Origin of the sequence: Streptococcus sp. 3.1, from assembly GCF_016648915.1 — a bacterium.
Lineage (GTDB): Bacteria > Bacillota > Bacilli > Lactobacillales > Streptococcaceae > Streptococcus > Streptococcus salivarius_E.
The window spans coordinates 39,529-62,406 of the sequence record NZ_JACLQV010000008.1 but is presented as its reverse complement, the minus strand read 5'-3'; the positions used below and the strand labels follow the sequence as shown (position 1 = coordinate 62,406).

Sequence of the window (22,878 nt, the reverse complement as noted above, 5' to 3'; positions counted from 1 at the left end):
AAATGACACTAGAGGTTCGTAACATTTATCCTCTGACACCAACATTCAAGAAGGTCGCTTCACTTTATGAAGCGGCTTTTCCTGTGGAGGAGAGGCTCCCACTCTGGCAATTGTCTTGGAACAGTTTGAAAAATGGACAATCTTTCTTGGCTTATTTTGATCAAGAAGTTTTTATTGGTTTTACCTATGCAATTTGTACTGATAACCTGGTCTACCTACTCTTTCTTGCGGTTGAGGAAAGTAAACAGTCTCAGGGTTACGGTAGTCAGATTTTGGCACAAGTTAAGAAAAAAGCAGGAGAACGACCGTGTGTGCTTACGATTGAACCTATGGATGAGGAGCAAGTCTCTAATCGGGCTCAACGTCTAAAACGTTTAGCATTTTATAAACGAAATGGCTATCAGGCATTGAATCACTTCTATTTTGAAGGAAGTGAACGCTATCAAATTTTGACAACGGATAAGAGACTTTCCTTAGTTGATCTGGAGCGAGCTCTAGCTAAGACTTTCCTAGGTAAGCATGGTGTAAGAGTGGAGTAGATAGAGTATTAGGGTATTAAACTTAAATTGACAGAATAAGAATAATCAAAATAACTTTTTCTCTTGTCATTAGAAGGAAAAAATGATAGAATTGTAACGTTGACTAAATGCACGTCCTGTGCAACCGCACGACTACTGTTTGCAAGTGGGTTCGTCCCCGCAGTACTAGGCGAGTCTTCACAGAGGGAAACCTCAGACACATTAAAAATTTTAATAGGAGGTGCATCATGAGCACATACGCAATCATCAAAACTGGTGGAAAACAAGTTAAAGTTGAAGTAGGTCAAGCGATCTACGTTGAAAAAATCAACGCTGAAGCTGGATCAGAAGTAACTTTTAACGAAGTTGTTCTTGTCGGTGGTGATAAAACTGTAGTAGGTACTCCAGTTGTTGAGGGAGCTACTGTTGTCGGAACTATCGAAAAACAAGGTAAACAAAAGAAAGTTGTTACTTTCAAATACAAACCTAAAAAAGGTAGCCACCGTAAACAAGGTCACCGTCAACCTTATACAAAAGTTGTTATCAACGCTATCAACGCGTAAGTTAGCGACTAATCACTAAGAAAGGACACAATCTTATGTTGAAAACTCTTGAAAACTTGCAACTTTTCGCCCACAAAAAAGGTGGGGGTTCTACTTCCAATGGTCGTGATTCACAAGCTAAGCGTCTTGGTGCTAAAGCAGCTGATGGACAAACTGTATCAGGTGGATCAATCCTTTACCGTCAACGCGGTACACACATCTACCCAGGTGTAAACGTAGGCCGTGGTGGTGACGATACACTCTTCGCTAAAGTTGAAGGTGTTGTACGTTTCGAACGTAAAGGTCGCGACAAAAAACAAGTATCTGTATACCCAGTTGCTAAATAATTAAGCTAAAGTCTGCACTTTTGTGTAGGCTTTTCTTTATGAAAAAAGGAGAATCCTATGCCTTTAAATCACTACCAACAAGAAGTAGGGCCAAGTCTAGCAGATGCTAGTCCGGGTAAAATGCCAGATGTTGCTCTATTAGAAGGTCGTTATTGTAGCGTTGAACATTTGACAGTGGCAGAGCATTATGAGGACATTTTAGACTTTTACTTTACTAATCAGATTCTTTCGGATTGGACCTATATGTATGCGGACCCTTTTGAATCTGAAGAAGCTGTACGTCAGTGTTTGGAGGATTATGAGCAATCCCAGAATCCTTATTTCTTTGCCATTAGGGATAAGGCTTCAGGTAAAGTTCTAGGAACCTTTTCACTCATGGCTATTACACCGAAAAATCGCAGTGTTGAGATGGGGCGAGTGATTTTAGCACCTGCCTTACAAAAGACTCGAGCAGCTACAGAAGCTCAATACCTGCTTATGAAATATGTCTTTGAAGATCTTAACTATCGTCGTTATGAGTGGAAATGTGATAGTCTCAACCGCCCTTCTGCCAATGCAGCCATGCGTTTAGGGTTTACCTATGAGGGGCGTTTTCGTAACCATGCTATCTATAAGGGACGTAGCCGTGATACGGACTGGTTCTCGATTATTGACAGTGAGTGGCCAGTGCTTAAGAAACGATTTGAGAATTGGCTAGCTCCTGAGAATTTTGATGAACAGGGACAGCAGAAACGTTCTTTGAGGGACTGTTAGCTATCAATGTAAGGCTCTTTTCTGATGAAGGAGCCTTATTTTAGTGTTCTTAGACCTAAATCAAAGCTCCTACTTTTCTAGTGATTATTATTGCTGTCAAACTCAGTCTAAATACTCATTTTTCTGTCAATAATATTCCCATAATAAAGCATATTTATGCTATAATAAAGAGTAATTGTATCAAGGAGAATATGACTAATGGATTTAATTCGCGAAAAAGTATTTGTTAACCGTTACCACTATGATGTTCGTAACCATGAGTGGGAAAAAGAGAATGGTGTGCCTAAAACAAATGTTGAAGTAACTTTCCAGTTGCACAATAAAGATGAAGAAGCTAACAATACGTCTGTTGTAGCTGTTTTGCAATTTATGATTGTCCGTGATGAGTTTGTTATCTCAGGGATTGTTTCTCAAATGGACCATATTCAAAACCGTATCGTCAATGAACCAAAAGACTTCTCACAAGAAGAAGCAGAAGCCTTGGCTGCACCGCTCTTGGATACGCTTCAACGTTTGACTTATGAAGTAACTGAAATTGCCTTGGATCGCCCAGGTATCAACTTGGAGTTCTAAGATGTCTCTTGCAGTTATTACGGATTCATCGGTTAATCTCCCTGCTGAGATTCAGGGCCATGCTGATGTTTATGTTTTAGATATTCCAGTCATCATTGAGGGGCAGCCTTTTGTTGAAGGAAAAAACTTGGATGTCAATCAGTTTTATGAACAAATGGCAAACTCTGGGGAACTGCTCAAGACATCACAACCAAATCTAGCTGACTTGGATAACTTGCTTATGGAGTTGGAGGCGGAAGGTTATACCCATGTTATTGGGCTTTTCCTTTCTTCAGGAATCTCTGGTTTTTGGGCTAATAGTCAGTTTTTGATTGAGGACCATGCCAAGTTGAAGATTGCTTTTCCTGATACAAAAATCACAGCAGCTCCTATGGGAGCTATGGTGAGAAACGTTTTGCATTGGTCAGCCCAAGGAATGTCTTTTGAGAACATTTTGAAGAAGCTTGAGGAGCAAGTTGGCCAAACGACGGCCTATATTCTTGTGGATGATCTTAATCATCTGGTTAAGGGTGGTCGTTTGTCGAATGGTTCGGCGATTTTAGGAAATCTTTTGTCTATCAAACCTATTTTGAATTTTAATGACGAAGGAAAAATCGTTGTTTTTGAAAAGGTGCGTACAGAGAAGAAAGCTGTGAAACGTTTGGTTGCCCTAGCTGAGGAAAATCGTGAAATGGAGCTTAGTATCCTTCACACTAATGCTCCTGAAAAAGCTGAGGAATTTAAAAGACAGCTAGAAGTACAGGGAATTAGCGTTTCAACAGTGGTATCCTTATGTGCCGTAATTGCGACACACTTGGGTGAAGGAGCACTAGTGTTAGGTCTAACACCTAAATTTACCAAATAAGTACTATCCATGTGGGATGGGGCTTGTCTATGATTAAGATCAATAGAGAGGAAAAATGACATGTCTATTAAAGTTATTGTTGCTGGATTTAAAGGAAGAATGGGTTCAACTGCGGTTGAGATGGTCAAGGGAGATGACGAATTGACTTTGGCTGCCTTGCTTGACCCATTTGCGACAGAAAAAGAAGTGGACGGTATTCCTGTCTTCACAGATAAAGCGGATTTGGTTGGCTTTGATGCAGATGTCTGGGTGGATTTTACTATGCCTGCTGTTGCCTATGAAAATACTCGTTTTGCTTTGGAGAATGGTTTTGCACCAGTTGTGGGTACAACAGGATTTACTGAAGCACAAATTCAGGAATTAACAGACCTTTCTAAAGACAAGTCTATTGGTGGTTTGATTGCGCCTAACTTTGCTATTGGTGCTATCCTTCTTATGAAGTTTGCGGCAGAAGCTAGCAAATATTTCCCAGATCTTGAAATCATTGAGCTTCACCATGACAAGAAAAAAGATGCACCTTCAGGTACAGCAGTGAAAACGGCTGAACTTATTCGTGAGGTTCGCGAGACTAAACGTCAGGGAGCTGAGGATGAGGTGGAAACACTTGCTGGGGCACGTGGTGCGGAGTTTGATGGTTTCCGTATTCACAGTGTGCGTTTGCCAGGTCTTGTGGCTCACCAAGAGGTTATCTTTGGTGCCCAAGGAGAAGGATTGACCTTGCGTCACGACTCTTACGACCGCATTTCCTTTATGGGTGGTGTTAATCTTGGGATTAAAGAAGTTGTTAAACGTAATCAGCTTGTTTATGGTTTGGAACATTTACTATGAGATTAAGTTATTTGCCTTCTGAATTTCAGAAGGCTTTACCAATATTAGAGAAAATTAAGGCTGCAGGGTTTGAGGCTTACTTTGTTGGTGGATCGGTCCGCGATGCCCTTCTCAACCGTCCTATTCACGATGTTGATATTGCTTCGTCTTCTTATCCTGAGGAGACTAAACAGATTTTTGAGCGTACGGTAGACATTGGTATTGAGCATGGGACCGTTTTGGTCTTGGAAAATGGCGGTGAGTATGAGGTGACGACCTTCCGAACAGAGGACGTCTATGTGGATTACCGTCGTCCGTCTAGCGTGTCCTTTGTGCGTTCATTGGAAGAGGATCTTAAGCGTCGTGATTTTACAGTCAATGCTTTTGCTCTTAATGAAAATGCTGAGATTATTGATAAGTTCAATGGTCTTGCTGATTTGGACAACCGTGTCTTAAGGGCTGTTGGTAAGGCTGAGGAACGCTTTAACGAGGATGCTCTTCGCATCATGCGGGGCCTACGTTTTGCAGCGAGCTTAGATTTCGATATTGAAGAAAAGACCTTTGAGGCTATGACCAGCTATGCTCCTCTTTTGGAAAAGATTTCGATTGAGCGAAGTTTCATCGAATTTGATAAGTTGCTCTTGGCACCACATTGGAAAAAAGGAATCAAGGCACTTCTAGCAACTAAGGCTTATCAGTATCTTCCAGATTTTCAAGAGACAGCAGAGAAATGGCAGTCTTTTGTATCAGATTATGCTGATGACTTTAGATTTACAAGTTCTGAGCAGGCCTGGGCGGCAACTCTTCTGGCTCTCAAGCACGATAATCCACGCTCTTTTCTTAAAAAATGGAAGACATCTGTTAATTTCCAAAAGACAGTTCAGTCCCTGGTTGACATTTTCAATTTCCGTTTGGAGAGAGCTGTGACCAAGCAAGATGTTTATCAGTATGGTAAGGAACTCTTAGAGGAGGCTGAAACCTTGAGACGGGCTCAGGGCTTGGACGTCGATTATGAGCGTATTGCCGAGTTGGATGGCCAGTTGCTCATCCATGATAAGCACGAAATCGTTGTGAATGGTGGCACACTGATGAAGGAGCTGGGATTCAAACCTGGTCCAGACCTTGGTCGTGCACTTAAGGCTATAGAAAATACCATCGTTGATGGGAAGCTAGCTAATGACAAGGAAGCCATTGTAGCCTTTGTTCAAGCTATGAAATAAGTCTAGAGACGTGATAAAAATGACACACCGCTACAGAGCATGCGTAGGATCCGTAGCGGTGTTATTTGTAAGAAGGAAGTAAGATGTCAGATTTTATTGTTGAAAAATTAACCAAGTCCGTTGGAGATAAGACGGTTTTTAAAGAGATTTCATTCATTATCCATGATTTGGATCGTATTGGGATTATTGGTGTCAATGGGACAGGTAAGACAACCTTGCTAGATGTTGTATCTGAGCGTATTGGTTTTGATGGTGATGTGTCACCTTTCACCAAGGCTAATGGCTATAAGATTGCTTATTTGACTCAAGAGCCAGAATTTGATGATAGCAAGACGGTGCTTGAAACTGTCTTGTCATCAGACCTTCGTGAGATGGCTTTGATTCGAGAATATGAAACCCTTATGGCAGAATATTCTGAGGAGAATCAGGCTCGCTTGGAGAAGGTTATGGCTGAGATGGATAGTCTAGATGCTTGGTCCATTGAGAGCGAGGTTAAGACAGTCTTGTCTAAGTTGGGATTGTCAGACCTCTCGCAAAAGGTCGGGGACCTCTCAGGTGGTCTTCGTCGCCGTGTGCAGTTGGCTCAGGTTCTCTTGAATGATGCAGATCTCTTGCTCTTGGATGAGCCAACTAACCATTTGGATATTGATACTATTGCTTGGTTGACTAATTTTCTCAAGTCTTCTAAAAAAACGGTCCTCTTTATTACCCACGACCGTTATTTCTTGGACAATGTGGCCACACGTATCTTTGAGCTAGACCAGGCTAATCTGATTGAATACCAGGGAAATTATCAAGACTATGTGCGTCTAAAGGCTGAACAAGATGAACGAGATGCAGCGGCTCTTCACAAGAAAAAGCAACTCTATAAGCAGGAGTTGGCATGGATGCGAACGCAACCACAGGCACGCGCGACCAAGCAACAAGCTCGTATTAATCGCTTTAAGGAGCTTAAGGGTGAGGTTCACCAAACGGTTAATAATGACGATCTTGAAATTAATTTTGAGACTAGCCGTATTGGTAAGAAGGTGGTTAACTTTGAGCATGTCGATTTTGCTTATGAAGATGGCAAACAAATTCTCAGTGATTTCAATCTTATCATGCAAAACCGTGATCGTATCGGTATTGTTGGGGATAATGGTGTCGGGAAATCGACCTTGCTCAATCTGATTAATGGCGACCTTGTGCCCACAGCTGGTGTTCTGGATATTGGTGAGACGGTACGTATTGGTTATTTCTCGCAGCAAATTAAGGACATGGATGAAAGCAAGCGTGTCATTAACTACTTGCAAGAAGTGGCAGACGAGGTTAAGACAACGGTTGGAACAACTAGTATCACAGAGCTCTTAGAGCAATTCCTTTTCCCTCGTTCTACCCATGGAACACAGATCTCCAAGCTCTCTGGTGGGGAAAAGAAACGTCTTTATCTACTTAAGATTCTGATTGAAAAGCCTAACGTTCTGCTCTTGGATGAGCCGACAAATGATTTGGACATTGCGACTTTGACAGTTTTGGAAAACTTCCTCAATGGTTTTGGCGGCCCTGTCGTTACCGTAAGTCACGACCGCTATTTCTTGGACAAGGTGGCGAACAAGATTCTAGCCTTTGAAGAGGGTGGTGTGCGAGAGTTCTTTGGTAACTACACTGACTACCTTGATGAAAAAGCCTTCTTCCAAGAGCAAGCAACCCTCTTAGAGAAGGAAAAAGAGCAAGCTAGCGCTAAAGTTGAGAAAGTCAAAGAAGACAAAAAACGCATGAGCTACTTTGAAAAACAAGAGTGGGCGACCATCGAGGATGAGATTGCTGACCTTGAAGCCAAAATCGAAGAGATTGAAGCAGCCATGCTTGAAAATGCTAGCGATTATGGACAGTTAGCCACCCTCCAACGAGACTTGGATGCTGCTAACGAAACCTTGCTTGAAAAGTATGAACGCTATGAGTATTTGAGTGAGCTAGAAGGATAAGCTCTTTAGTAATCAAAGTATGACAAAAGCCCTGCAAATGTGAATTGCAAGGCTTTTTTATGTTTATGTAGTGACTATTTTCTTCCTACCACAAGCGGAACGAAAAGGAGAGGACAGAGACCCCCGCGAAGATAATTAAGGAAGCTACCAAGCGCCCAATAAGAAAGGCTGAGAAAAACGGAGCACTAAAGAGCAGGAGTCCAAAGACTAGACAAATCAAGGCGATTGATAGGGCAGGTTGACCTGAGAAGCCGAATTGACGTTGGCGATAAGCTTGAAAGCCTTGCGTAAATGCTGAGACAAGAAGCCACCAAGCGATAATGGTTACAGCTACGCCCGAGAGCACCCATGCTGATGTTGATAGCAGAATAATACCAAAAACGATGGAAATGATACTCTGAAGCAGTTGGAAGAAGGAGCGGTTTTCGTTATCTCGTTTAAAATAAACCATGAGACTTGAAACACCAGATACTAGCATCACTAGGGCAAATAGCCAACCAACGATGGCAAGAAGATTTGTAGGATTAGCGAAGAAAAAGACACCCAAGAGTGTAATGAGAATTCCACTAATCAATGTAAAACTTTTCATAGGATACCTCTTATTAATTTTCTTAATACTACTATGTAAGTATCAAATTGTCAAACAAAGACCTTACTTTAGAGTGGCTTGATATGATATGTGTAGGTGGCAGCCTTTCTGGTTCTAGTAGCTACCTGACGACCTGTTTTTTGGAAGAGGTGTTTAAAGCGACGCAAGAAATTTGTGGAATCCATCTTGAGGTAGTCTTCATTGAAGGTACCAAAAAGTTGGCGGTAGGTGGTCAAGGTGTTTTCCTCGGGCATAATGGAAAGGATAGTTGGATAGTATTCGAGTCGCCCCTTGATACGTTCCATAGCTGTTAAGAGAATTTCCCAATGGTCAAAGGCAAGGTCATCATGTGACAGCGTCTTATCACCATCAACAAGTTGCAGTTGACCGTCTACCATGGCAATGTCTAACCAATGCGTAGACGCAGCATCGTCGGCAGCCTTTTCCGCTTGAATGTCATTGAAGGTCATGAAGCAGAGGTAAGCCACTGTAATGGTCCACATTCGAGGATCCCGATAAGGTGTTCCCACAGTAATGAGTTGCTCAATATGATCAGGGTTGAGTGTAATGGATGTTTCCTCCTGTACTTCGCGACAGACAGCTAGATTGAGATCTTCTTGCTCCTGAACGAAGCCACCACTGAAGGCGTATTTCCCCATGAAGGGATGGTTTTTTCGCTTGATAAGTAAGGTTTGGACTCTTCCTTCATAATAGCGGAAGATGACCGAGTCAACGGTCACTGAGGGCTTAACGTACTTATCCATTTCCTCTCGCTGATAGATGTCCAAAAATTCCTTTTCGCTACCAGAGTTTTCGAAGGTTCTAGTCATATGTTTCCTCCATGTTTGTATTGTAAGTTTTAAGTGATGATTACGTTGGATTGGTCTTTTAAATCTCTATGTATAGACGTTCTTTGATTGCTTTTTTGGCATTGTGGTAGTTGTCTGCAAAGAAGCTGTCACTATTACTATTTTCCCCTAAAATAACGATTTTATCCTTGAATGGTGATAGGAGGTCTAAGAGATGCTTGGTAAACCAGTCACGTGTTTGGCTATCAGCCATAGTCATGTCACGGAAGCCATCATCCACATAGTTTGATTTTGGCAGAATTATAAAAATCAAATCCCATCTTTCACGAGCTTGAGTTACCTGATAGAGCCGATCCAACATATCAAATTCTTCTTTAGAAATATTTTCTTTCAAATAGTAGTCGATATAAACTTTTGTGACTGTTGAGTTGGTATCGGCAAAGATAAGTCCTGAGTGCTGCCCTTTATCAATGATATCAGAGGTCTGGGCATATTGATCTGTCAGGAGGTGAATATAATCGTTAGTATCTAACTCGTCATCTCGTACATTATACTTTTCTTGATACTCCCTAGCATATTCAAGAGAGCAGGGAGCGTTGTAAGTTCGGGCCAAATCTTTAACAAGAGTAGTTTTTCCACCGCTAGCAGAGCCCACGACAAGAACCTTATGAGTAAAGTGACGACGGAAAGGCTTGGTGATAAAACGCCAATTTTCCATTGGATTGTCGCGAATCTCGGTAGCAGAGATGTTGATAATAGAGCGTTCGATGAGTTCTACCTGAGCTTGAGGATAATAGCGATTGAGCTCGGTCACGTACTCTGGCTCTCCAACATAGAAGGTAATCTTTTCAGGATTATCCGTATTTTTAGAGATAAGCTCTTTGACACGATTAACCCAAGGTACCCATCCCTCGGGATAGGCTGGCATCCCAGCCTCATCCAGTTTATCCACAACGACTAATTCATCATCATAGAAAACTTCTCGAACATAACGGAAACGGCGGTTGAGTGATAGGCCTGCGCGTGTCCCCCGATCTTCTTGTGTGTTGCTGCCACTTACGATGACGAGCACATTGTCATTAGCGCGTTTTGCCTTGGTAATAAGGTCAACGTGCCCAACATGCATTGGAGCGAAAGTTCCAAAAACAATGCCGATGTGCTTTCCTGATACTTGCTTTCTTTTCATAAAAAACGATCCTTTTCAAGATTTAGTAAGATTACTAAATTCATAATAACATAGTTGGAGATCTTTGTAAATGTAAAATAGTAAACTTACTAAATTGTTTTTAGGTTATTTTAGCCTTAAAGTTGAAAAAAAGTTTAAAAAATTTTGGAGAAAAACTAGAAAAATAGAATCCGCTTACATTGTTGAATTGATAACTTTTTAGGAGTAACTTAAAAAAGATAGATCACTTGCTATGTCATAAAACCTAACATAAAAATCAAAAAAATAGCAGAAAATACTTGACAAGAAGATTCTGAAAATTTATACTATTCATGTAATTAAATTACTAAGGTAATTATTTGAAAGGAAACATTGATATGACAACAGGTAAAGAGTACGTTGCTAGCGTTTTTGAAAAAGTGAAAGCTCAAAATGGCCATGAGGCTGAGTTCCTTCAAGCAGTTGAAGAAGTTTTCGATTCACTTGTTCCTGTCTTCGATAAATATCCTAAATATATTGAAGAAAACCTTTTGGAACGTTTGGTTGAACCAGAACGTATCGTTTCATTCCGTGTGCCATGGGTTGACGATAAAGGACAAGTACAAGTAAACCGTGGTTTCCGTGTACAATTCTCATCAGCAATTGGTCCTTACAAAGGTGGTCTTCGTTTCCACCCATCAGTAAACCAATCAATCATTAAATTCCTTGGTTTCGAACAAATCTTTAAAAACTCATTGACTGGTCAACCAATCGGTGGTGGTAAAGGTGGATCAAACTTCGATCCTAAAGGTAAATCAGATAACGAAATCATGCGTTTCTGCCAAAGCTTCATGACTGAATTGAGCAAACACATTGGTGCAGATACAGACGTACCTGCAGGTGATATCGGTGTTGGTGGACGTGAAATTGGTTACCTCTATGGCCAATACAAACGTCTTCGTAATGAATACACAGGTGTTCTTACTGGTAAAGGTTTGAACTGGGGTGGATCACTTGCTCGTACAGAAGCAACTGGTTACGGTGCTGTTTACTTTGCAGAACAAATGCTTAATGCACGTGGTGAAAACTTTAACGGTAAAACAGCAGTTGTTTCAGGTGCTGGTAACGTTGCCATCTACGCTATTGAAAAATTGCAAAGCCTAGGTGCTAAAGCTGTAACATGTTCTGACTCATCTGGTTTTGTTTATGATCCAGATGGAATCGACGTTGACTTGTTGAAAGAAATCAAAGAAGTTAAACGTGAACGTATCGTTAAATATGCAGAAGCTCGTCCAAATGCAACCTTCACACCTGCTGGTGGTGAAAAGACAGTTTGGTCTATCAAAGCTGACTTGGCATTCCCATGTGCAACTCAAAATGAATTGGATGAAACAGATGCAGAGACACTTGTAGCAAATGGTGTATTGGCTGTTTCAGAAGGTGCTAACATGCCTTCAACTTTGGGAGCTATTGATGTCTTCCTTAAAGCTGGTGTATCATTTGGTCCTGCCAAGGCTGCTAACGCCGGTGGTGTTGCTGTATCAGCTCTTGAAATGGCACAAAACAGCGGACGTACACAATGGACATTCGAAGAAGTTGATGCTAAACTTTACGATATCATGAAAGGTATCTACGAAAATGCTGCAGCAGCTGCTAAAGAATTTGGTCATGAAGGTAACCTTGTTGTGGGAGCCAACATCGCTGGATTCCTTAAAGTTGCAGACGCTATGTCAGCTCAAGGTATTGTTTAATTAACAGCCTTGACCTAATTAATAAGCCTCTCGATAAAATAAGAAAAGAAGCCTGCGGGTTTCTTTTTTTGTTTAGACAGACTTAGGAGGAAGAGGAGTTCCGTGCTTTTTTTGGTATAATGACCTTGTAAGAAATCTCTTTCTAGAGCAGATTTTTATGAATTAGAATACGAGAGGAATAATTTTGAGTGTTGGAAAGGGTCCCTGTGGGGTAAAAAAGAAGAAGTATACTAATCAGACAATCATTCTAATAAGTTTCTTAATCAGTATGGTGTCAATACTGCCTATGTTCTTTTTTAGGGACAAGCTTTATGGTGATGATATTGTCTTTCACATTAACCGACTGTTATCTTTGGATACTGTCTGGAAGAGTCCTATCAATTTTACGACTAATGGAGGGACCGGACAATTAATCAATACCTTCTATCCCTGGTTAACTTATTATCCTATTTTCATAATCTATAAGCTGACTCAGTCGGTCTTTGTAGCCTGGATGAGTTTTCAGTTTCTTGTTCGCTTTGTAACTTGTTTGCTTAGTTTTTACGGATTACGTTTATTGAAATATTCTGATAAACAGGTGATGATATTTTCTACCTTTTATCTCTTTTCGGGGTATTTCTTGCACAATTCTTATTACCGGGCAGCCGTTGGCGAAACGCTAGCGATGATTTTTCTACCTCTAGTTTTCGTTGGCGTTCGTTTGATAACTTTTGGAGATTACAAGAAATGGTGGATCTTGACTCTTGGGATGCTTGGTTTAGTTTATTCCCATGTCTTATCGGTCCTTTTGGCTTCTGTTGGGATTTTCTTTGCGGTGGTAACTAGTTTTTGGATTTGGGATAATAAAAAAGAACGTGTCCTAGGTTTTCTTAAGGCCACCCTTGTCACTCTTAGTATGTCTCTAGCTTTCTTTGTTCCTATGATAGAGCAATTCAAGTATGTCACTCTACGAACGACTTTTAAACCGCTCCTATCAAAGACTGCTTTGAATCTGGCAGACAACTGGGAGTTGATTCTAAAAAGTGATTTAAGGACTCCATCAGTTAATCTTCTCTACCTCCTGGGCCTAGTGCTAAGCCTGATTTTTACTAAGCGGTTTGTTAAGGTTGGGGAAGCTAGAATTTACCTTTTTATTTCTCTTATTTTAGCTTTTTTAACCTTGAAAAGTTTTCCTTGGCAGTTCTTACAGGCAAGTCCAGTGTCCAACCTTCAATTTCCTTGGAGATTATGGAGTTTTGCTCTGCTTTTCTTCAGTTTAGCTTTGGCGAATATCTTAGAAAATATTTCTATAAAGGCATCGACAATACTTGTCTTGTTAGGTCTTTGTCTAAATATGTTTCAGATTGTTACTGTTCAAGATAAGATGACTAAAGCAAAGAATATATTGCCAAGTCATACAAAAGTCATGAGAGAAATGCTGGCCAAGGGAACTTATAAAAATATAAATGGGGATTATACCAATAAAGAAGTGCCTTTTGGCTTTGTCTTTGACAAACACCTCTTCTTGGATAATCAGGAAATCAAGCCATTCATCAGCCGTTCTCCCAACGAGCTAGCACTTACGGTGACCAACGAGTCTAAAGAATCTAAGGTCTTGTCGTTGCCAGTTTTCTACTACAAAGGACAAGAAGCAAGGATTGATGGGAAGCGAGTAACCACTTACTTAGCTAAGGAAAAGAATCCAACTAATCTAGTCTTACCACCAGGTAAACATGGTGTTGTTTTGACCTATAGCTATACTACAGTTGCTAAAGTGGCAATGAGTGTTTCAACTATTAGTCTTTTGGTTTTTATTGGTTATTTGTATAGAGTGAAGAAAGATGACTAAAAAGGAGCCTGCGGGTTTCTTTTTTTGTCTGTTTTACTAGAGGGTGGGCCTTTTGATATAATAGGTCAAGGTGATTTATTTGGAATGAAGACCTTTGGTTCCGATAAAAGAAGGATATATCATTTCATAGTTTAGATAAGAGAAGGGAGTAAATAGATGATAAAAACTATCGTAAAGGATGTCTTTTTCCTTGGACAAAAATCGACAGAAGCGACTAAAGAAGACCTCTATTTGGCTAAAGATTTGCGTGATACATTGGAGTTTCATAAGGATGCCTGTGTGGGTATGGCTGCCAATATGATTGGCGTTAAAAAGCGTGTCATTATCGTAAATATCGGTTTTGTTAATCTAGTCATGTTTAATCCTGTTTTAGTCAGCAAATCCTCACCTTTTCAAACAGAGGAGTCTTGTTTATCTTTAGAAGGAAGTCGTCCAACCAGACGTTATGAGTCGATTGAGGTAGCTTATTTAGATGAACAATGGATGCCTAAACAGTTAAGTTTTTCTGGCATGCCAGCCCAAATTATTCAACATGAATTGGACCATTTGGAGGGTATTATTATTTAGATAGCCTAGCTCAAGCGTTGTTAGGTTTTAGAGTCCAAAGCCTTAATAATCACAGTTACGGGAGTGAGAGTGGAAAGCAATATTCTTTTTCACTCTTTTTTAGTTCTCATAAGAACTTTTCTTCTTGACAATAGTTCTCATAAGAACTAAAATAGTTTCCATGAGAATTATTTAAGGAGGAACTTGTGATGCATGGAAAAGATCCTTTTAGTGACTTCAGAGAAATCATCAATGCTATGGAATCTCGCGTGCAAGAGTTAGGGAAGGTCCACGGTGTTGAACATTTAGCCGGCCCACAAGGATTTGCTGTCAGGTACTTGTTTGAGAACCAAGATAAAGAAATATTTATCAAAGATATCGAGAAAAGACTATCTATTTCCAAGTCTGTGGCTAGTAATCTGGTCAAACGTATGGAGAAAAATGGTTTTGTTGAATTGGTGACATCGGACAAGGACAAACGCTACAAGTATGTTCATCTGACAGACTTGGGTAAAAAGAAGGCCCAAGATGTTGGACATTTCCGAGAGGCTATCCATGAACAGTTATTAGAAGGCATTTCGAAAGAGGATGCTGAAACAGCTTTTCGGGTCTTTCACCAAATTCATAAGAATTTAGAAAAAAATAAGGAGTAACTTATGTTTAAAATTTTTAAACGTTTGACAGCAAAAGAGTTAAGCATGATTATCTTAGCTGTGATATTTGTTTGTTTGAACGTCTATCTAAACTTGAAAATTCCAGACTATATGTCTGACATTACGACCCTCTTATCAACCAAGGGGACTAAGGCGTCGGATATTTTTGCCTGGAATACAGATGCCCCAGGGATGCGAATGCTTTTAATGTCTTTTGCGGGGTTTATGGCCTCAGTAGTGGTTGGTTTCCTAGCTGCCAGAACAGCAGCAAGTTTTACAACCCGTCTTCGTGATGATATCTTCCATCAAGTTCTAGATTTTTCGGATGCCGAGATTAAGAAATTCTCCATTCCTAGTCTTTTGACCCGCACGACAAATGATATTACCCAATTACAGATGGTACTGACCATGGGACTACAGGTCATTACACAGGGGCCTATCATGGCCATTTGGGCGATTACAAATATTGCCGATAAAAATGGAAATTGGCTCCTTGCCTTGCTTGTCGCTGTGGCAGTGATTGCTATTCTCATGCTTTTCCTCTTAATTATGGTTATGCCTAAGCAACGCTTGATTCAAACTCTGACCGATAAACTGAATAGCGTAACGCGTGAATCTCTTACAGGAATTCGTGTGGTGCGTGCCTACAATGCCGAAAGTTATCAAGAGGATAAATTTGAAAAGGCAAATACTGATTTGACCCAAAACAACCTATTTATCGGTCGTTCTTTTGCTTTGCTAACACCGGTAATGACTGCTGTATCCAGCGGTTTGACACTGGCTATTTATTGGATTGGTGCGCATCTGATTGAAGATGTTAAGATTCCAACAGATCCAACGAAAATTGCTGGTGCCATGGAAGACAAGGTCCATCTCTTCTCAGATATGGTTGTCTATTCGTCTTATGCCATGCAGGTTGTTATGGGATTCATGATGATGATTGTCGTTTTCTTCCTTCTTCCACGTGCCGTTGTAGCAGCTGGCCGTATCAATGAAGTTCTAGATACCCAATCTTCAGTCTCTTACCCTGAAAATAGTTCTGAAAAACCTAAAGACGTGGGCACTGTCGAATTCGATGATGTTTCCTTCCGTTATTCTGAAACTTCAGAGCCTGTTTTGGAGCATGTTAGCTTCAAAGCTAAAAAGGGTGACACGGTTGCCTTTATTGGTTCGACTGGATCTGGTAAATCAACGCTTGTCAACCTTATCCCACGATTTTATGATGCCACGCAAGGAACTATCAAGGTTGACGGTGTGGATGTACGACATTATGACCACGAAACCTTGCACAATATAGTCGGTTATATTCCACAAAAGGCTGTGCTTTTCTCAGGTAATATCACGTCAAATATGACAATGGGAACGAGCAATAATAGTCCCCTAGATGACGCTAAGATTTGGGAAGCTCTCGAATTGGCTCAAGGAAAAGACTTTGTTGAAAATAAAGAAGGCCAACTTAAGGCAGAAGTGGCTCAAGTGGGGTCTAACTTCTCAGGTGGCCAGAAGCAACGTTTGGCTATTGCGCGTGCACTTGCCCGTAAGCCTGAAATCTTGATTTTTGACGATTCCTTCTCAGCTTTGGACTATAAGACCGATCGTAAACTGCGTCAAGAATTGTCTGAAAAAACACAAGATATGACCAAGTTGATTGTTGCTCAACGTATCTCTACTATTATGGATGCTGATCAAATCTTGGTACTTGATCAAGGTAAAGTAGTCGGGCAAGGAACCCACAAGGAACTCTTGGCTAACAATGAGGTTTACCAAGAAATTGCTTATTCACAATTGTCTAAGGAGGAGTTAGAAAATGGAAAATAAGCCAAAAACATCGTCCTATAAACGCTTAAAACCCTATATTAAAGGTTTCCCAATTCCCTTTGTCCTTGCGATTGTTGGAGCAATTATTTCAGCAGTCATTACAGTTATTGGACCAGATAAGCTTAAAGAAATTACCAATACTATTACTGAAGGTATTACACCTACCAAAATGGGGACGATTCCAGGTATTGATTTGGATAAGGTGACAAGTATTGCTATGACCTTGGCTATTCTCTATGCTATTTCAGCGATTGTGGGTTACTTACAAAGCTTTACGGTTGCGACGGTTACACAACGCTTTTCACAACGTTTTCGTACAGCTATCCAAAAGAAAATCAATAGTGTTCCCCTTAATTATTTTGACAGTCATTCTCAAGGGGACACCCTCTCTCGTGTGACTAATGACGTTGACCTTTTGGGACAATCTCTTAGTCAAGGTCTGGGTACCCTAATTACTTCAAGTGTTCTCTTGGTCGCAGCCATTATTATGATGTTTTACTCAAATGTCACTATGGCTTTCACTGCGATTGGTTCTGTCTTGATAGGATTTGTTCTAGTAGCCTTCATCATGGGTTTCTCACAACCCCTTTTCAAACGTCAACAAGAAAATTTGGCTAACATTAATGGATATATTGAAGAAATCTACACAGGTCAAGCAGTTGTAACGAGTTACAATGCATCTGAAGAAAGTAGTCAAGCTTTTAAGGGGCTTAATGATAAACTCTATAAATCGATGTGGCAATCACAGTTTATCTCAGGTATTATGATGCCACTTATGATTTTCATTGGGAACTTTGGTTATGTCATGGTCTGTCTTGTAGGTGCTATCAAAGTTATTGATGGTAGCTTGACTATTGGTGATGTGGTAGCCTTCATGACCTATGTTCGTATCTTCTCACAACCTCTTTCTCAAATTGCCCAAGGAATTACACAACTCCAATCAGCTACTGCAGCCATTGGTCGTATCTTTGAATTTTTGGAAGAAAAAGATATGGACGACGAGTCAGCTAAGACAGCTGAGTTGACAGATACTAAAGGTCAAGTAGTCTTTGACCATGTTTCCTTTGGTTATACTCCTGAAAAGACTATTATTCATGACTTTTCAGCTCTTGCTAAACCAGGTCAAAAGATTGCGATCGTTGGTCCAACGGGTGCTGGTAAGACGACTATTGTTAACCTGCTTATGAAGTTCTATAACATCGACCAAGGTCGTATCACCATTGACGGTGTGGATACTAACGACATGAAGCGTGAAACCGTTCATGACCAATTTTCTATGGTGCTTCAGGACACTTGGCTCTTTGAAGGTACTATTCGTGATAATTTGATTTACAACCAAGAGAATATTTCTGACGAGCAAGTTATTGCTGCAGCCAAGGCCGTCGGTGTTCACCACTTCATTACCACACTTCCAAAGGGTTATGATACTTATTTGGATGATTCTGTGACCTTATCAGTTGGACAGAAGCAGCTCTTGACCATTGCACGTGCGCTTCTTAAGGATGCCCCTCTTCTTATCTTGGATGAAGCGACATCATCGGTTGATACCCGAACAGAAGAATTGATTCAAAAAGCCATGGACAAGCTTATGGAAGGGCGAACTTCCTTTGTTATTGCCCACCGCTTATCAACCATTCGAAATGCTGACCTTATCCTTGTGATGAAAGATGGTAACATTATTGAACAGGGCAATCATGATGAGCTCATGGCAGCAGATGGTTTCTATGCTGATCTTTATAATAGTCAATTTACAGAAGAAGTTGCCTAAACTTTTCTTATAAAATTATAAGATTTTACAAAAATCCATAGAACGTATGACTGTCAGTCATGCGTTTTGTGTTATACTGAAAAAAACAGACAGATTAGGAGATTATGATGCAATATCGCAAAGCAAGACTAGACGAAGTTCAGGAAGTTGCACAAGTATGTGCCGATGCCTTTGAAGATTACCCCTATCTTTCAATGATTGCCAGTAATTTAAAGAAGCCTGAACAGTATAAGGAATTTGTCTTAGCCTTGCAGGAAATATTGGTGCGTTTGGCGATTAAACGGGACTCATGTTTGGTGGCTGAAAAGGACGGTCGCATTGTTGCGGCAGCTATTTTACAGCATCAGACGATTTCTATGCTTAATTATCTTCAAAATGGGGCGACCAAGCTTTTCCGTTTTATAAGCATCACCAAGTTGTTCAAGTATTTTAACTTTGTTGAAGAGTCCGAAAGACATCTGGAAGATTCTGCAGAATACGACTGGTACTTGATGATGTTGGCGGTGACTCCAGATTATCAAAGAAAAGGGATAGGGAGTCGTTTCTTGCTTGAAGGGGTTGAACCTTTTGTACGTAGTACAGGCGGTCGCAGTCTTGGTTTGATTACCAATCGTGATTACAATGTACCTTTCTACGAGAAAAATGGCTACAAGCAATGTGGTTATAAGGTCTTGACCTATGAAACACACAAACTAGGCAACTGGCCTTTTGTTAAATCACTTGATGCATAGCCTTGCGTTAATTAAACTTAGATAAGCAAAATAAATCTGGCTTCGGCTGGATTTTTTTCTTAGCTTTAGAGTCCTTCTTGTCTGGCTCATTCCTTATTTTTAAGCCTAACTATGCTATAATTAGGAAACGCTATTAGAGGAGGTTTATATGTCAACTCCAAGTATTTATGGGGAATATGCTCAGTATCTCCCCAAGATTTTACAAGAAATAACAGACCCGATTATTGCGGCTAATATAACTAGCAAAAAAGAAACAGGCTTTAAACTCTATGAACATTTTATTTCACGAATCAAAGAAAGCGATTCTATGCGTGAAAAGTGTCGTAGGAAAAATTTGCCTGAAACCAGCCAATCTGCTCTCAAGGAAATTCGTGACAGTATTGGGATTCGAATTATTTGTGGTTTTGTCGATGATATTTACAAAACTATTGATGTTATCAAGGATATCCCTGGCGTTTCTATTTATAACGAGAAAGATTACATTTTAAATGCTAAGCCCAATGGCTATCGTTCTTACCACCTCATTTTGGAAATCGAAACCGAGTTTCCAGATGTGCTAGGAAATGAGAGAGGGACCTATTTTGTTGAGGTTCAGCTTCGGACCATCGCTCAGGATTCGTGGGCCAGTTTGGAGCATCAGATGAAGTACAAGCATGACATCAAGAATCCAGAAATGATTACCCGTGAGCTTAAGCGTTGTGCGGATGAATTAGCTTCATGTGATTTGACCATGCAGACCATCCGTAACTTAATTCAAGAAGGAGGGGACTAGAATGGCTTTGAAAATTCTACTAGCTGAGGATGAAGAGGCTCTTTCTCGAGTTTATAAGGCAGCCCTAGAGCATCAAGGTTATGAGGTAGATCAAGCATTTAATGGGCAAGAGGCTGTTGATTTAGCTGCACAGAATGCCTATCAAGTAATGATTATGGATATTATGATGCCTATCAAAACAGGTATTGAGGCCCTGGAAGAGATTCGCTCCTCTGGGAACAGGACGCATGTCATTATGTTGACAGCTATGGCTGAAATTGATGATCGCGTGACCGGGCTTGATGCTGGGGCAGACGATTACTTGACCAAGCCTATTTCCCTTAAGGAGCTTTTGGCACGTCTGCGCTCATTAGAGCGTCGTGTGAGTGAGAGCTTCACTGCCAAAATTTTGACACTTGGTTCTGTACGTTTGGATCAGGAGGAACAGGAGTTGGTAGCTGGTAACGCCATTAGACTTTCGAGCAGAGAGACCAAGTTAATGGCTCACTTCATGCTCAATCCTGCCAAGAAATTAACGACTGAGCACCTTTTTAAGACCATCTGGGATGATGAGGAAGATGTGGACGAATCGATTGTCTGGGTCTATATTTCCTATTTGCGTCAGAAATTGCAAGCCATCCAGGCTGATATCAGCATTCTTGGTGAAAAGGGTGGTGACTTTTGCCTTTTTGCCAATTAGAGAGGAGTAGTTCATGTTTAGACGTTTACGACTTCAATTTATTACGATTGCTTCCTTGGCTATTCTCTTTATCTTGGTTTTTACAGTGGGAATCATCAATACTGTGAGGTCCTTTCAAACAGAACAGGAAATTAGTAAGGTTCTCAACACGCTTACAGAAAATAATGGTAGTTTCGGAAAAACTAAAAAAATTGAGACCAATCAAGGGCATGAAATTCCATCGGATAGTTTTCGTTTTTTCAGTGTGACCTTATCTGGTGATAAAGTGGTCAGTCAGGATACCAGCCATACTTCTTTAATAGATGATGAAGAAGCTGTTAGCTATGCACTTGCAGCTAGCCGTATGACGAATACTCTTGGAACAATTAGAGATAAAAATATTAATCTCAGTTATCAGGTTAGCAAAGTCAGCAAAGATAAGATTCTGGTGGTCTTCCTGGACACGACCTCTTATTACAATTCTTCCCAAGCCCTGCTCAGTCTTTCTATCCTCTTATCACTGTTTGGGTTTATCTTTTTTGTCGTCATTGTCAGTGCCTTATCAGGAATCGTCATTCGTCCCTTCATTCGAAACTACGAAAAGCAACGACGTTTTATCACCAATGCTGGTCATGAATTGAAAACCCCATTAGCTATTATTTCTGCTAATACGGAGTTACAGGAACTCATGACAGGGGAGAATGAATGGACCAAGTCAACTAATGACCAGGTGGCACGTTTGACCAATCTAATCAATTCTCTTGTGGCTCTATCTCGTCTGGAAGAGCAGCCGGACATTGTTCTTCAAGATGTGGATTTTTCCTATATTACAGAGGATGCAGCCGAGGACTTTAAGGGACCTGTCGTCCGAGATGGCAAATCCTTCGTTATGGATATCGCCCCAGATATCCATGTAAAGGCTGAGGAGAAGTCTCTCTTTGAACTTGTAACTCTCCTTGTGGATAATGCTAACAAGTATTGTGATCCAGAAGGGACAGTTACGGTAAGACTTCGTCAGATTGGAAGAACGCGAAAACGGGCTCGTTTAGAAGTGTCAAACACCTATAAAGAAGGTAAGGCTGTTGACTATAGCAAGTTTTTTGAGCGTTTTTATCGTATTGAAGAATCCCATAATAACAAAGAACACAAAGGTTTTGGCATTGGCCTTTCCATGGCTCAAAGTATGGTCAAATTATTTAAGGGGCGTATCTTTGCCTCTTATAAAAATGACACCATCACCTTTACAGTTATCTTGTAAGGATATTTTTTAAATATTTGACTAGGTGAAAACCCTAATTTATGATAAAATAGTAAGGATGAAGATTTAGTGTTTTCTTTGCAAAAAAAGAGAACATTTTCCTATCCTAATCATAAAAAGGAGTTGCTTGAATAAGCCCCTTAACCACCTTAAAAGGATGGTAATTGACGACTTAGGAAAGATGAATCTCAGCTAAGAATTAAATCATAAAACAAAATAGTTAATAGGGAGAAATCATGGCAGAACCAAAATACAAACGTGTCCTCATTAAGCTTTCAGGTGAAGCTCTAGCTGGTGAACGAGGTGTTGGGATTGATCTTCCAACTGTCCAAGCTATGGCTAAAGAAATTGCTGAGGTAGCGGATTCAGGTATTCAAATTGCTCTAGTTATCGGTGGTGGTAACCTTTGGCGTGGGGAACCTGCAGCTGAAGCAGGAATGGATCGTGTTCAAGCAGACTATACTGGTATGCTTGGAACAACTATGAATGCCCTTGTTATGGCAGATAGTTTGAAACAACTCGGTGTTGATACACGTGTTCAGACAGCGATTGATATGAAATCTGTGGCAGAGCCTTATATTCGTGGTCGTGCCCTTCGTCACCTTGAAAAAGGTCGTATTGTTATCTTTGCAGCAGGTATTGGTTCACCGTACTTCTCAACAGATACAACAGCGGCTCTTCGTGCAGCTGAGATTGAAGCTGATGCTATTCTTATGGCTAAAAACGGTGTTGATGGTGTCTACAATGACGACCCTCGTAAAAACGCTGATGCCGTTAAGTTTGACGAGTTGACACACGTGGAAGTTATTAAACGTGGTTTGAAAATCATGGATGCCACAGCTTCTACCCTTTCAATGGATAATGACATTGACCTTGTTGTCTTCAATATGAACGAACCAGGAAACATCAAACGTGTTATCTTTGGTGAACAAATTGGAACAACTGTATCTAACAAAGCAGAATCACACAAATAAGAAAGAGAGAA

23 protein-coding genes and 1 other annotated feature are annotated in these 22,878 nt (G+C 40.5%); of the genes, 20 read left to right on the top strand and 3 right to left on the bottom strand.

From position 1 onward, the window contains the following. The first annotated feature begins 2 nt into the window (after nucleotides 1–2). The 9 genes from H7U02_RS06135 (at nucleotide 3) to H7U02_RS06095 (ending at nucleotide 7,568) form a co-directional block, all read left to right on the top strand. Nucleotides 3–539, top strand: a complete 537-nt coding sequence (locus tag H7U02_RS06135; protein ID WP_201042954.1) for a GNAT family N-acetyltransferase — start codon at nucleotides 3–5, stop codon at nucleotides 537–539. A 112-nt stretch (nucleotides 540–651) separates the two neighbouring features. Next, nucleotides 652–726 (top strand) — a sequence feature (ribosomal protein L21 leader region). A gap of 40 nt (nucleotides 727–766) precedes the next feature. Then, a complete protein-coding gene (gene rplU, locus H7U02_RS06130) occupies nucleotides 767–1,081 on the top strand; it encodes a 50S ribosomal protein L21 (protein ID WP_002885597.1) in 315 nt (104 codons plus the stop codon). Nucleotides 1,082–1,116: 35 nt separating this feature from the next. Continuing rightward, nucleotides 1,117–1,407 carry a 50S ribosomal protein L27 gene (gene rpmA, locus H7U02_RS06125; protein ID WP_002885483.1) on the top strand — a complete coding sequence of 97 codons (291 nt, stop codon included), beginning with the start codon at nucleotides 1,117–1,119 and terminating at the stop codon, nucleotides 1,405–1,407. Between the two features lie 57 nt (nucleotides 1,408–1,464). Continuing rightward, on the top strand, nucleotides 1,465–2,160 hold the full coding sequence (locus H7U02_RS06120) for a GNAT family N-acetyltransferase (protein ID WP_201042952.1): 696 nt from the start codon (nucleotides 1,465–1,467) through the stop codon (nucleotides 2,158–2,160). 198 nt (nucleotides 2,161–2,358) lie between these two features. Continuing rightward, nucleotides 2,359–2,733, top strand: a complete 375-nt coding sequence (locus H7U02_RS06115; RefSeq protein ID WP_002885550.1) for a DUF1149 family protein — start codon at nucleotides 2,359–2,361, stop codon at nucleotides 2,731–2,733. A gap of 1 nt (nucleotide 2,734) precedes the next feature. Beyond that, complete coding sequence (locus H7U02_RS06110; protein ID WP_201042951.1) at nucleotides 2,735–3,577, top strand: DegV family protein; 843 nt, start codon at nucleotides 2,735–2,737, stop codon at nucleotides 3,575–3,577. Between the two features lie 60 nt (nucleotides 3,578–3,637). Then, nucleotides 3,638–4,405 carry a 4-hydroxy-tetrahydrodipicolinate reductase gene (gene dapB / locus H7U02_RS06105; protein WP_049545670.1) on the top strand — a complete coding sequence of 256 codons (768 nt, stop codon included), beginning with the start codon at nucleotides 3,638–3,640 and terminating at the stop codon, nucleotides 4,403–4,405. Then, nucleotides 4,402–5,604 carry a CCA tRNA nucleotidyltransferase gene (locus H7U02_RS06100; protein WP_201042950.1) on the top strand — a complete coding sequence of 401 codons (1,203 nt, stop codon included), beginning with the start codon at nucleotides 4,402–4,404 and terminating at the stop codon, nucleotides 5,602–5,604. The genes dapB and H7U02_RS06100 overlap by 4 nt, the downstream gene beginning before the upstream one ends. A gap of 83 nt (nucleotides 5,605–5,687) precedes the next feature. Beyond that, nucleotides 5,688–7,568 carry an ABC-F family ATP-binding cassette domain-containing protein gene (locus H7U02_RS06095; protein ID WP_201042949.1) on the top strand — a complete coding sequence of 627 codons (1,881 nt, stop codon included), beginning with the start codon at nucleotides 5,688–5,690 and terminating at the stop codon, nucleotides 7,566–7,568. Nucleotides 7,569–7,653: 85 nt separating this feature from the next. On the opposite strand, the gene H7U02_RS06090 is transcribed toward H7U02_RS06095, so the two are convergent. The 3 genes from H7U02_RS06090 to H7U02_RS06080 form a co-directional block, all read right to left on the bottom strand. Then, nucleotides 7,654–8,157 carry an HdeD family acid-resistance protein gene (locus H7U02_RS06090; RefSeq protein WP_002886681.1) on the bottom strand — a complete coding sequence of 168 codons (504 nt, stop codon included), beginning with the start codon at nucleotides 8,155–8,157 and terminating at the stop codon, nucleotides 7,654–7,656. Nucleotides 8,158–8,225: 68 nt separating this feature from the next. Then, nucleotides 8,226–8,987 (bottom strand): NUDIX domain-containing protein, encoded by a 762-nt coding sequence (locus H7U02_RS06085; protein ID WP_201042948.1) that lies wholly within the window; start codon nucleotides 8,985–8,987, stop codon nucleotides 8,226–8,228. Between the two features lie 58 nt (nucleotides 8,988–9,045). Continuing rightward, nucleotides 9,046–10,152: an AAA family ATPase gene (locus tag H7U02_RS06080; RefSeq protein WP_201042947.1), complete on the bottom strand. Its 1,107-nt coding sequence runs from the start codon at nucleotides 10,150–10,152 to the stop codon at nucleotides 9,046–9,048. Between the two features lie 356 nt (nucleotides 10,153–10,508). Here H7U02_RS06080 and gdhA point away from each other — a divergent pair, with 356 nt between their 5' ends. The 11 genes from gdhA to pyrH all read left to right on the top strand — a co-directional run bounded on the left by gdhA (nucleotide 10,509) and on the right by pyrH (nucleotide 22,867). Next, on the top strand, nucleotides 10,509–11,861 hold the full coding sequence (gene gdhA / locus H7U02_RS06075; protein WP_037597452.1) for an NADP-specific glutamate dehydrogenase: 1,353 nt from the start codon (nucleotides 10,509–10,511) through the stop codon (nucleotides 11,859–11,861). Nucleotides 11,862–12,147: 286 nt separating this feature from the next. Then, the gene (locus H7U02_RS06070) at nucleotides 12,148–13,689 is read left to right on the top strand and encodes a YfhO family protein (protein ID WP_227853284.1); all 1,542 of its coding nucleotides are present in this window, start codon (nucleotides 12,148–12,150) and stop codon (nucleotides 13,687–13,689) included. 156 nt (nucleotides 13,690–13,845) lie between these two features. Beyond that, nucleotides 13,846–14,256 (top strand): peptide deformylase, encoded by a 411-nt coding sequence (locus H7U02_RS06065; RefSeq protein ID WP_002886693.1) that lies wholly within the window; start codon nucleotides 13,846–13,848, stop codon nucleotides 14,254–14,256. Between the two features lie 188 nt (nucleotides 14,257–14,444). After that, nucleotides 14,445–14,888: a MarR family winged helix-turn-helix transcriptional regulator gene (locus H7U02_RS06060; RefSeq protein ID WP_064523740.1), complete on the top strand. Its 444-nt coding sequence runs from the start codon at nucleotides 14,445–14,447 to the stop codon at nucleotides 14,886–14,888. 3 nt (nucleotides 14,889–14,891) lie between these two features. Then, complete coding sequence (locus tag H7U02_RS06055; RefSeq protein WP_183135721.1) at nucleotides 14,892–16,706, top strand: ABC transporter ATP-binding protein; 1,815 nt, start codon at nucleotides 14,892–14,894, stop codon at nucleotides 16,704–16,706. Then, nucleotides 16,696–18,474 (top strand): ABC transporter ATP-binding protein, encoded by a 1,779-nt coding sequence (locus tag H7U02_RS06050; RefSeq protein WP_110981069.1) that lies wholly within the window; start codon nucleotides 16,696–16,698, stop codon nucleotides 18,472–18,474. Before H7U02_RS06055 ends, H7U02_RS06050 begins: the two co-directional genes overlap by 11 nt. Before the next feature lie 107 nt (nucleotides 18,475–18,581). After that, nucleotides 18,582–19,205, top strand: coding sequence for a GNAT family N-acetyltransferase (locus H7U02_RS06045; protein WP_110981068.1), 624 nt, complete (start codon nucleotides 18,582–18,584; stop codon nucleotides 19,203–19,205). A gap of 148 nt (nucleotides 19,206–19,353) precedes the next feature. Continuing rightward, on the top strand, nucleotides 19,354–19,977 hold the full coding sequence (locus H7U02_RS06040; RefSeq protein WP_110981067.1) for a GTP pyrophosphokinase family protein: 624 nt from the start codon (nucleotides 19,354–19,356) through the stop codon (nucleotides 19,975–19,977). Between the two features lies 1 nt (nucleotide 19,978). After that, the gene (locus H7U02_RS06035; RefSeq protein ID WP_110981066.1) at nucleotides 19,979–20,656 is read left to right on the top strand and encodes a response regulator transcription factor; all 678 of its coding nucleotides are present in this window, start codon (nucleotides 19,979–19,981) and stop codon (nucleotides 20,654–20,656) included. Between the two features lie 13 nt (nucleotides 20,657–20,669). Further along, nucleotides 20,670–21,893, top strand: coding sequence for a sensor histidine kinase (locus H7U02_RS06030; protein WP_110981065.1), 1,224 nt, complete (start codon nucleotides 20,670–20,672; stop codon nucleotides 21,891–21,893). Between the two features lie 236 nt (nucleotides 21,894–22,129). Beyond that, nucleotides 22,130–22,867, top strand: a complete 738-nt coding sequence (pyrH, locus tag H7U02_RS06025) for a UMP kinase (RefSeq protein WP_002885551.1) — start codon at nucleotides 22,130–22,132, stop codon at nucleotides 22,865–22,867. Nucleotides 22,868–22,878: the final 11 nt, after the last annotated feature.

What these genes read in the sequence shown, in the direction of transcription:
- H7U02_RS06135 (WP_201042954.1), top strand. Translation starts at nt 3, where the DNA reads ATGACACTAGAGGTTCGTAACATTTATCCTCTGACACCAACATTCAAG.
- rplU (WP_002885597.1), top strand. Translation starts at nt 767, where the DNA reads ATGAGCACATACGCAATCATCAAAACTGGTGGAAAACAAGTTAAAGTT.
- rpmA (WP_002885483.1), top strand. Translation starts at nt 1,117, where the DNA reads ATGTTGAAAACTCTTGAAAACTTGCAACTTTTCGCCCACAAAAAAGGT.
- H7U02_RS06120 (WP_201042952.1), top strand. Translation starts at nt 1,465, where the DNA reads ATGCCTTTAAATCACTACCAACAAGAAGTAGGGCCAAGTCTAGCAGAT.
- H7U02_RS06115 (WP_002885550.1), top strand. Translation starts at nt 2,359, where the DNA reads ATGGATTTAATTCGCGAAAAAGTATTTGTTAACCGTTACCACTATGAT.
- H7U02_RS06110 (WP_201042951.1), top strand. Translation starts at nt 2,735, where the DNA reads ATGTCTCTTGCAGTTATTACGGATTCATCGGTTAATCTCCCTGCTGAG.
- dapB (WP_049545670.1), top strand. Translation starts at nt 3,638, where the DNA reads ATGTCTATTAAAGTTATTGTTGCTGGATTTAAAGGAAGAATGGGTTCA.
- H7U02_RS06100 (WP_201042950.1), top strand. Translation starts at nt 4,402, where the DNA reads ATGAGATTAAGTTATTTGCCTTCTGAATTTCAGAAGGCTTTACCAATA.
- H7U02_RS06095 (WP_201042949.1), top strand. Translation starts at nt 5,688, where the DNA reads ATGTCAGATTTTATTGTTGAAAAATTAACCAAGTCCGTTGGAGATAAG.
- H7U02_RS06090 (WP_002886681.1), bottom strand. Translation starts at nt 8,157, where the DNA reads ATGAAAAGTTTTACATTGATTAGTGGAATTCTCATTACACTCTTGGGT.
- H7U02_RS06085 (WP_201042948.1), bottom strand. Translation starts at nt 8,987, where the DNA reads ATGACTAGAACCTTCGAAAACTCTGGTAGCGAAAAGGAATTTTTGGAC.
- H7U02_RS06080 (WP_201042947.1), bottom strand. Translation starts at nt 10,152, where the DNA reads ATGAAAAGAAAGCAAGTATCAGGAAAGCACATCGGCATTGTTTTTGGA.
- gdhA (WP_037597452.1), top strand. Translation starts at nt 10,509, where the DNA reads ATGACAACAGGTAAAGAGTACGTTGCTAGCGTTTTTGAAAAAGTGAAA.
- H7U02_RS06070 (WP_227853284.1), top strand. Translation starts at nt 12,148, where the DNA reads ATGTTCTTTTTTAGGGACAAGCTTTATGGTGATGATATTGTCTTTCAC.
- H7U02_RS06065 (WP_002886693.1), top strand. Translation starts at nt 13,846, where the DNA reads ATGATAAAAACTATCGTAAAGGATGTCTTTTTCCTTGGACAAAAATCG.
- H7U02_RS06060 (WP_064523740.1), top strand. Translation starts at nt 14,445, where the DNA reads ATGCATGGAAAAGATCCTTTTAGTGACTTCAGAGAAATCATCAATGCT.
- H7U02_RS06055 (WP_183135721.1), top strand. Translation starts at nt 14,892, where the DNA reads ATGTTTAAAATTTTTAAACGTTTGACAGCAAAAGAGTTAAGCATGATT.
- H7U02_RS06050 (WP_110981069.1), top strand. Translation starts at nt 16,696, where the DNA reads ATGGAAAATAAGCCAAAAACATCGTCCTATAAACGCTTAAAACCCTAT.
- H7U02_RS06045 (WP_110981068.1), top strand. Translation starts at nt 18,582, where the DNA reads ATGCAATATCGCAAAGCAAGACTAGACGAAGTTCAGGAAGTTGCACAA.
- H7U02_RS06040 (WP_110981067.1), top strand. Translation starts at nt 19,354, where the DNA reads ATGTCAACTCCAAGTATTTATGGGGAATATGCTCAGTATCTCCCCAAG.
- H7U02_RS06035 (WP_110981066.1), top strand. Translation starts at nt 19,979, where the DNA reads ATGGCTTTGAAAATTCTACTAGCTGAGGATGAAGAGGCTCTTTCTCGA.
- H7U02_RS06030 (WP_110981065.1), top strand. Translation starts at nt 20,670, where the DNA reads ATGTTTAGACGTTTACGACTTCAATTTATTACGATTGCTTCCTTGGCT.
- pyrH (WP_002885551.1), top strand. Translation starts at nt 22,130, where the DNA reads ATGGCAGAACCAAAATACAAACGTGTCCTCATTAAGCTTTCAGGTGAA.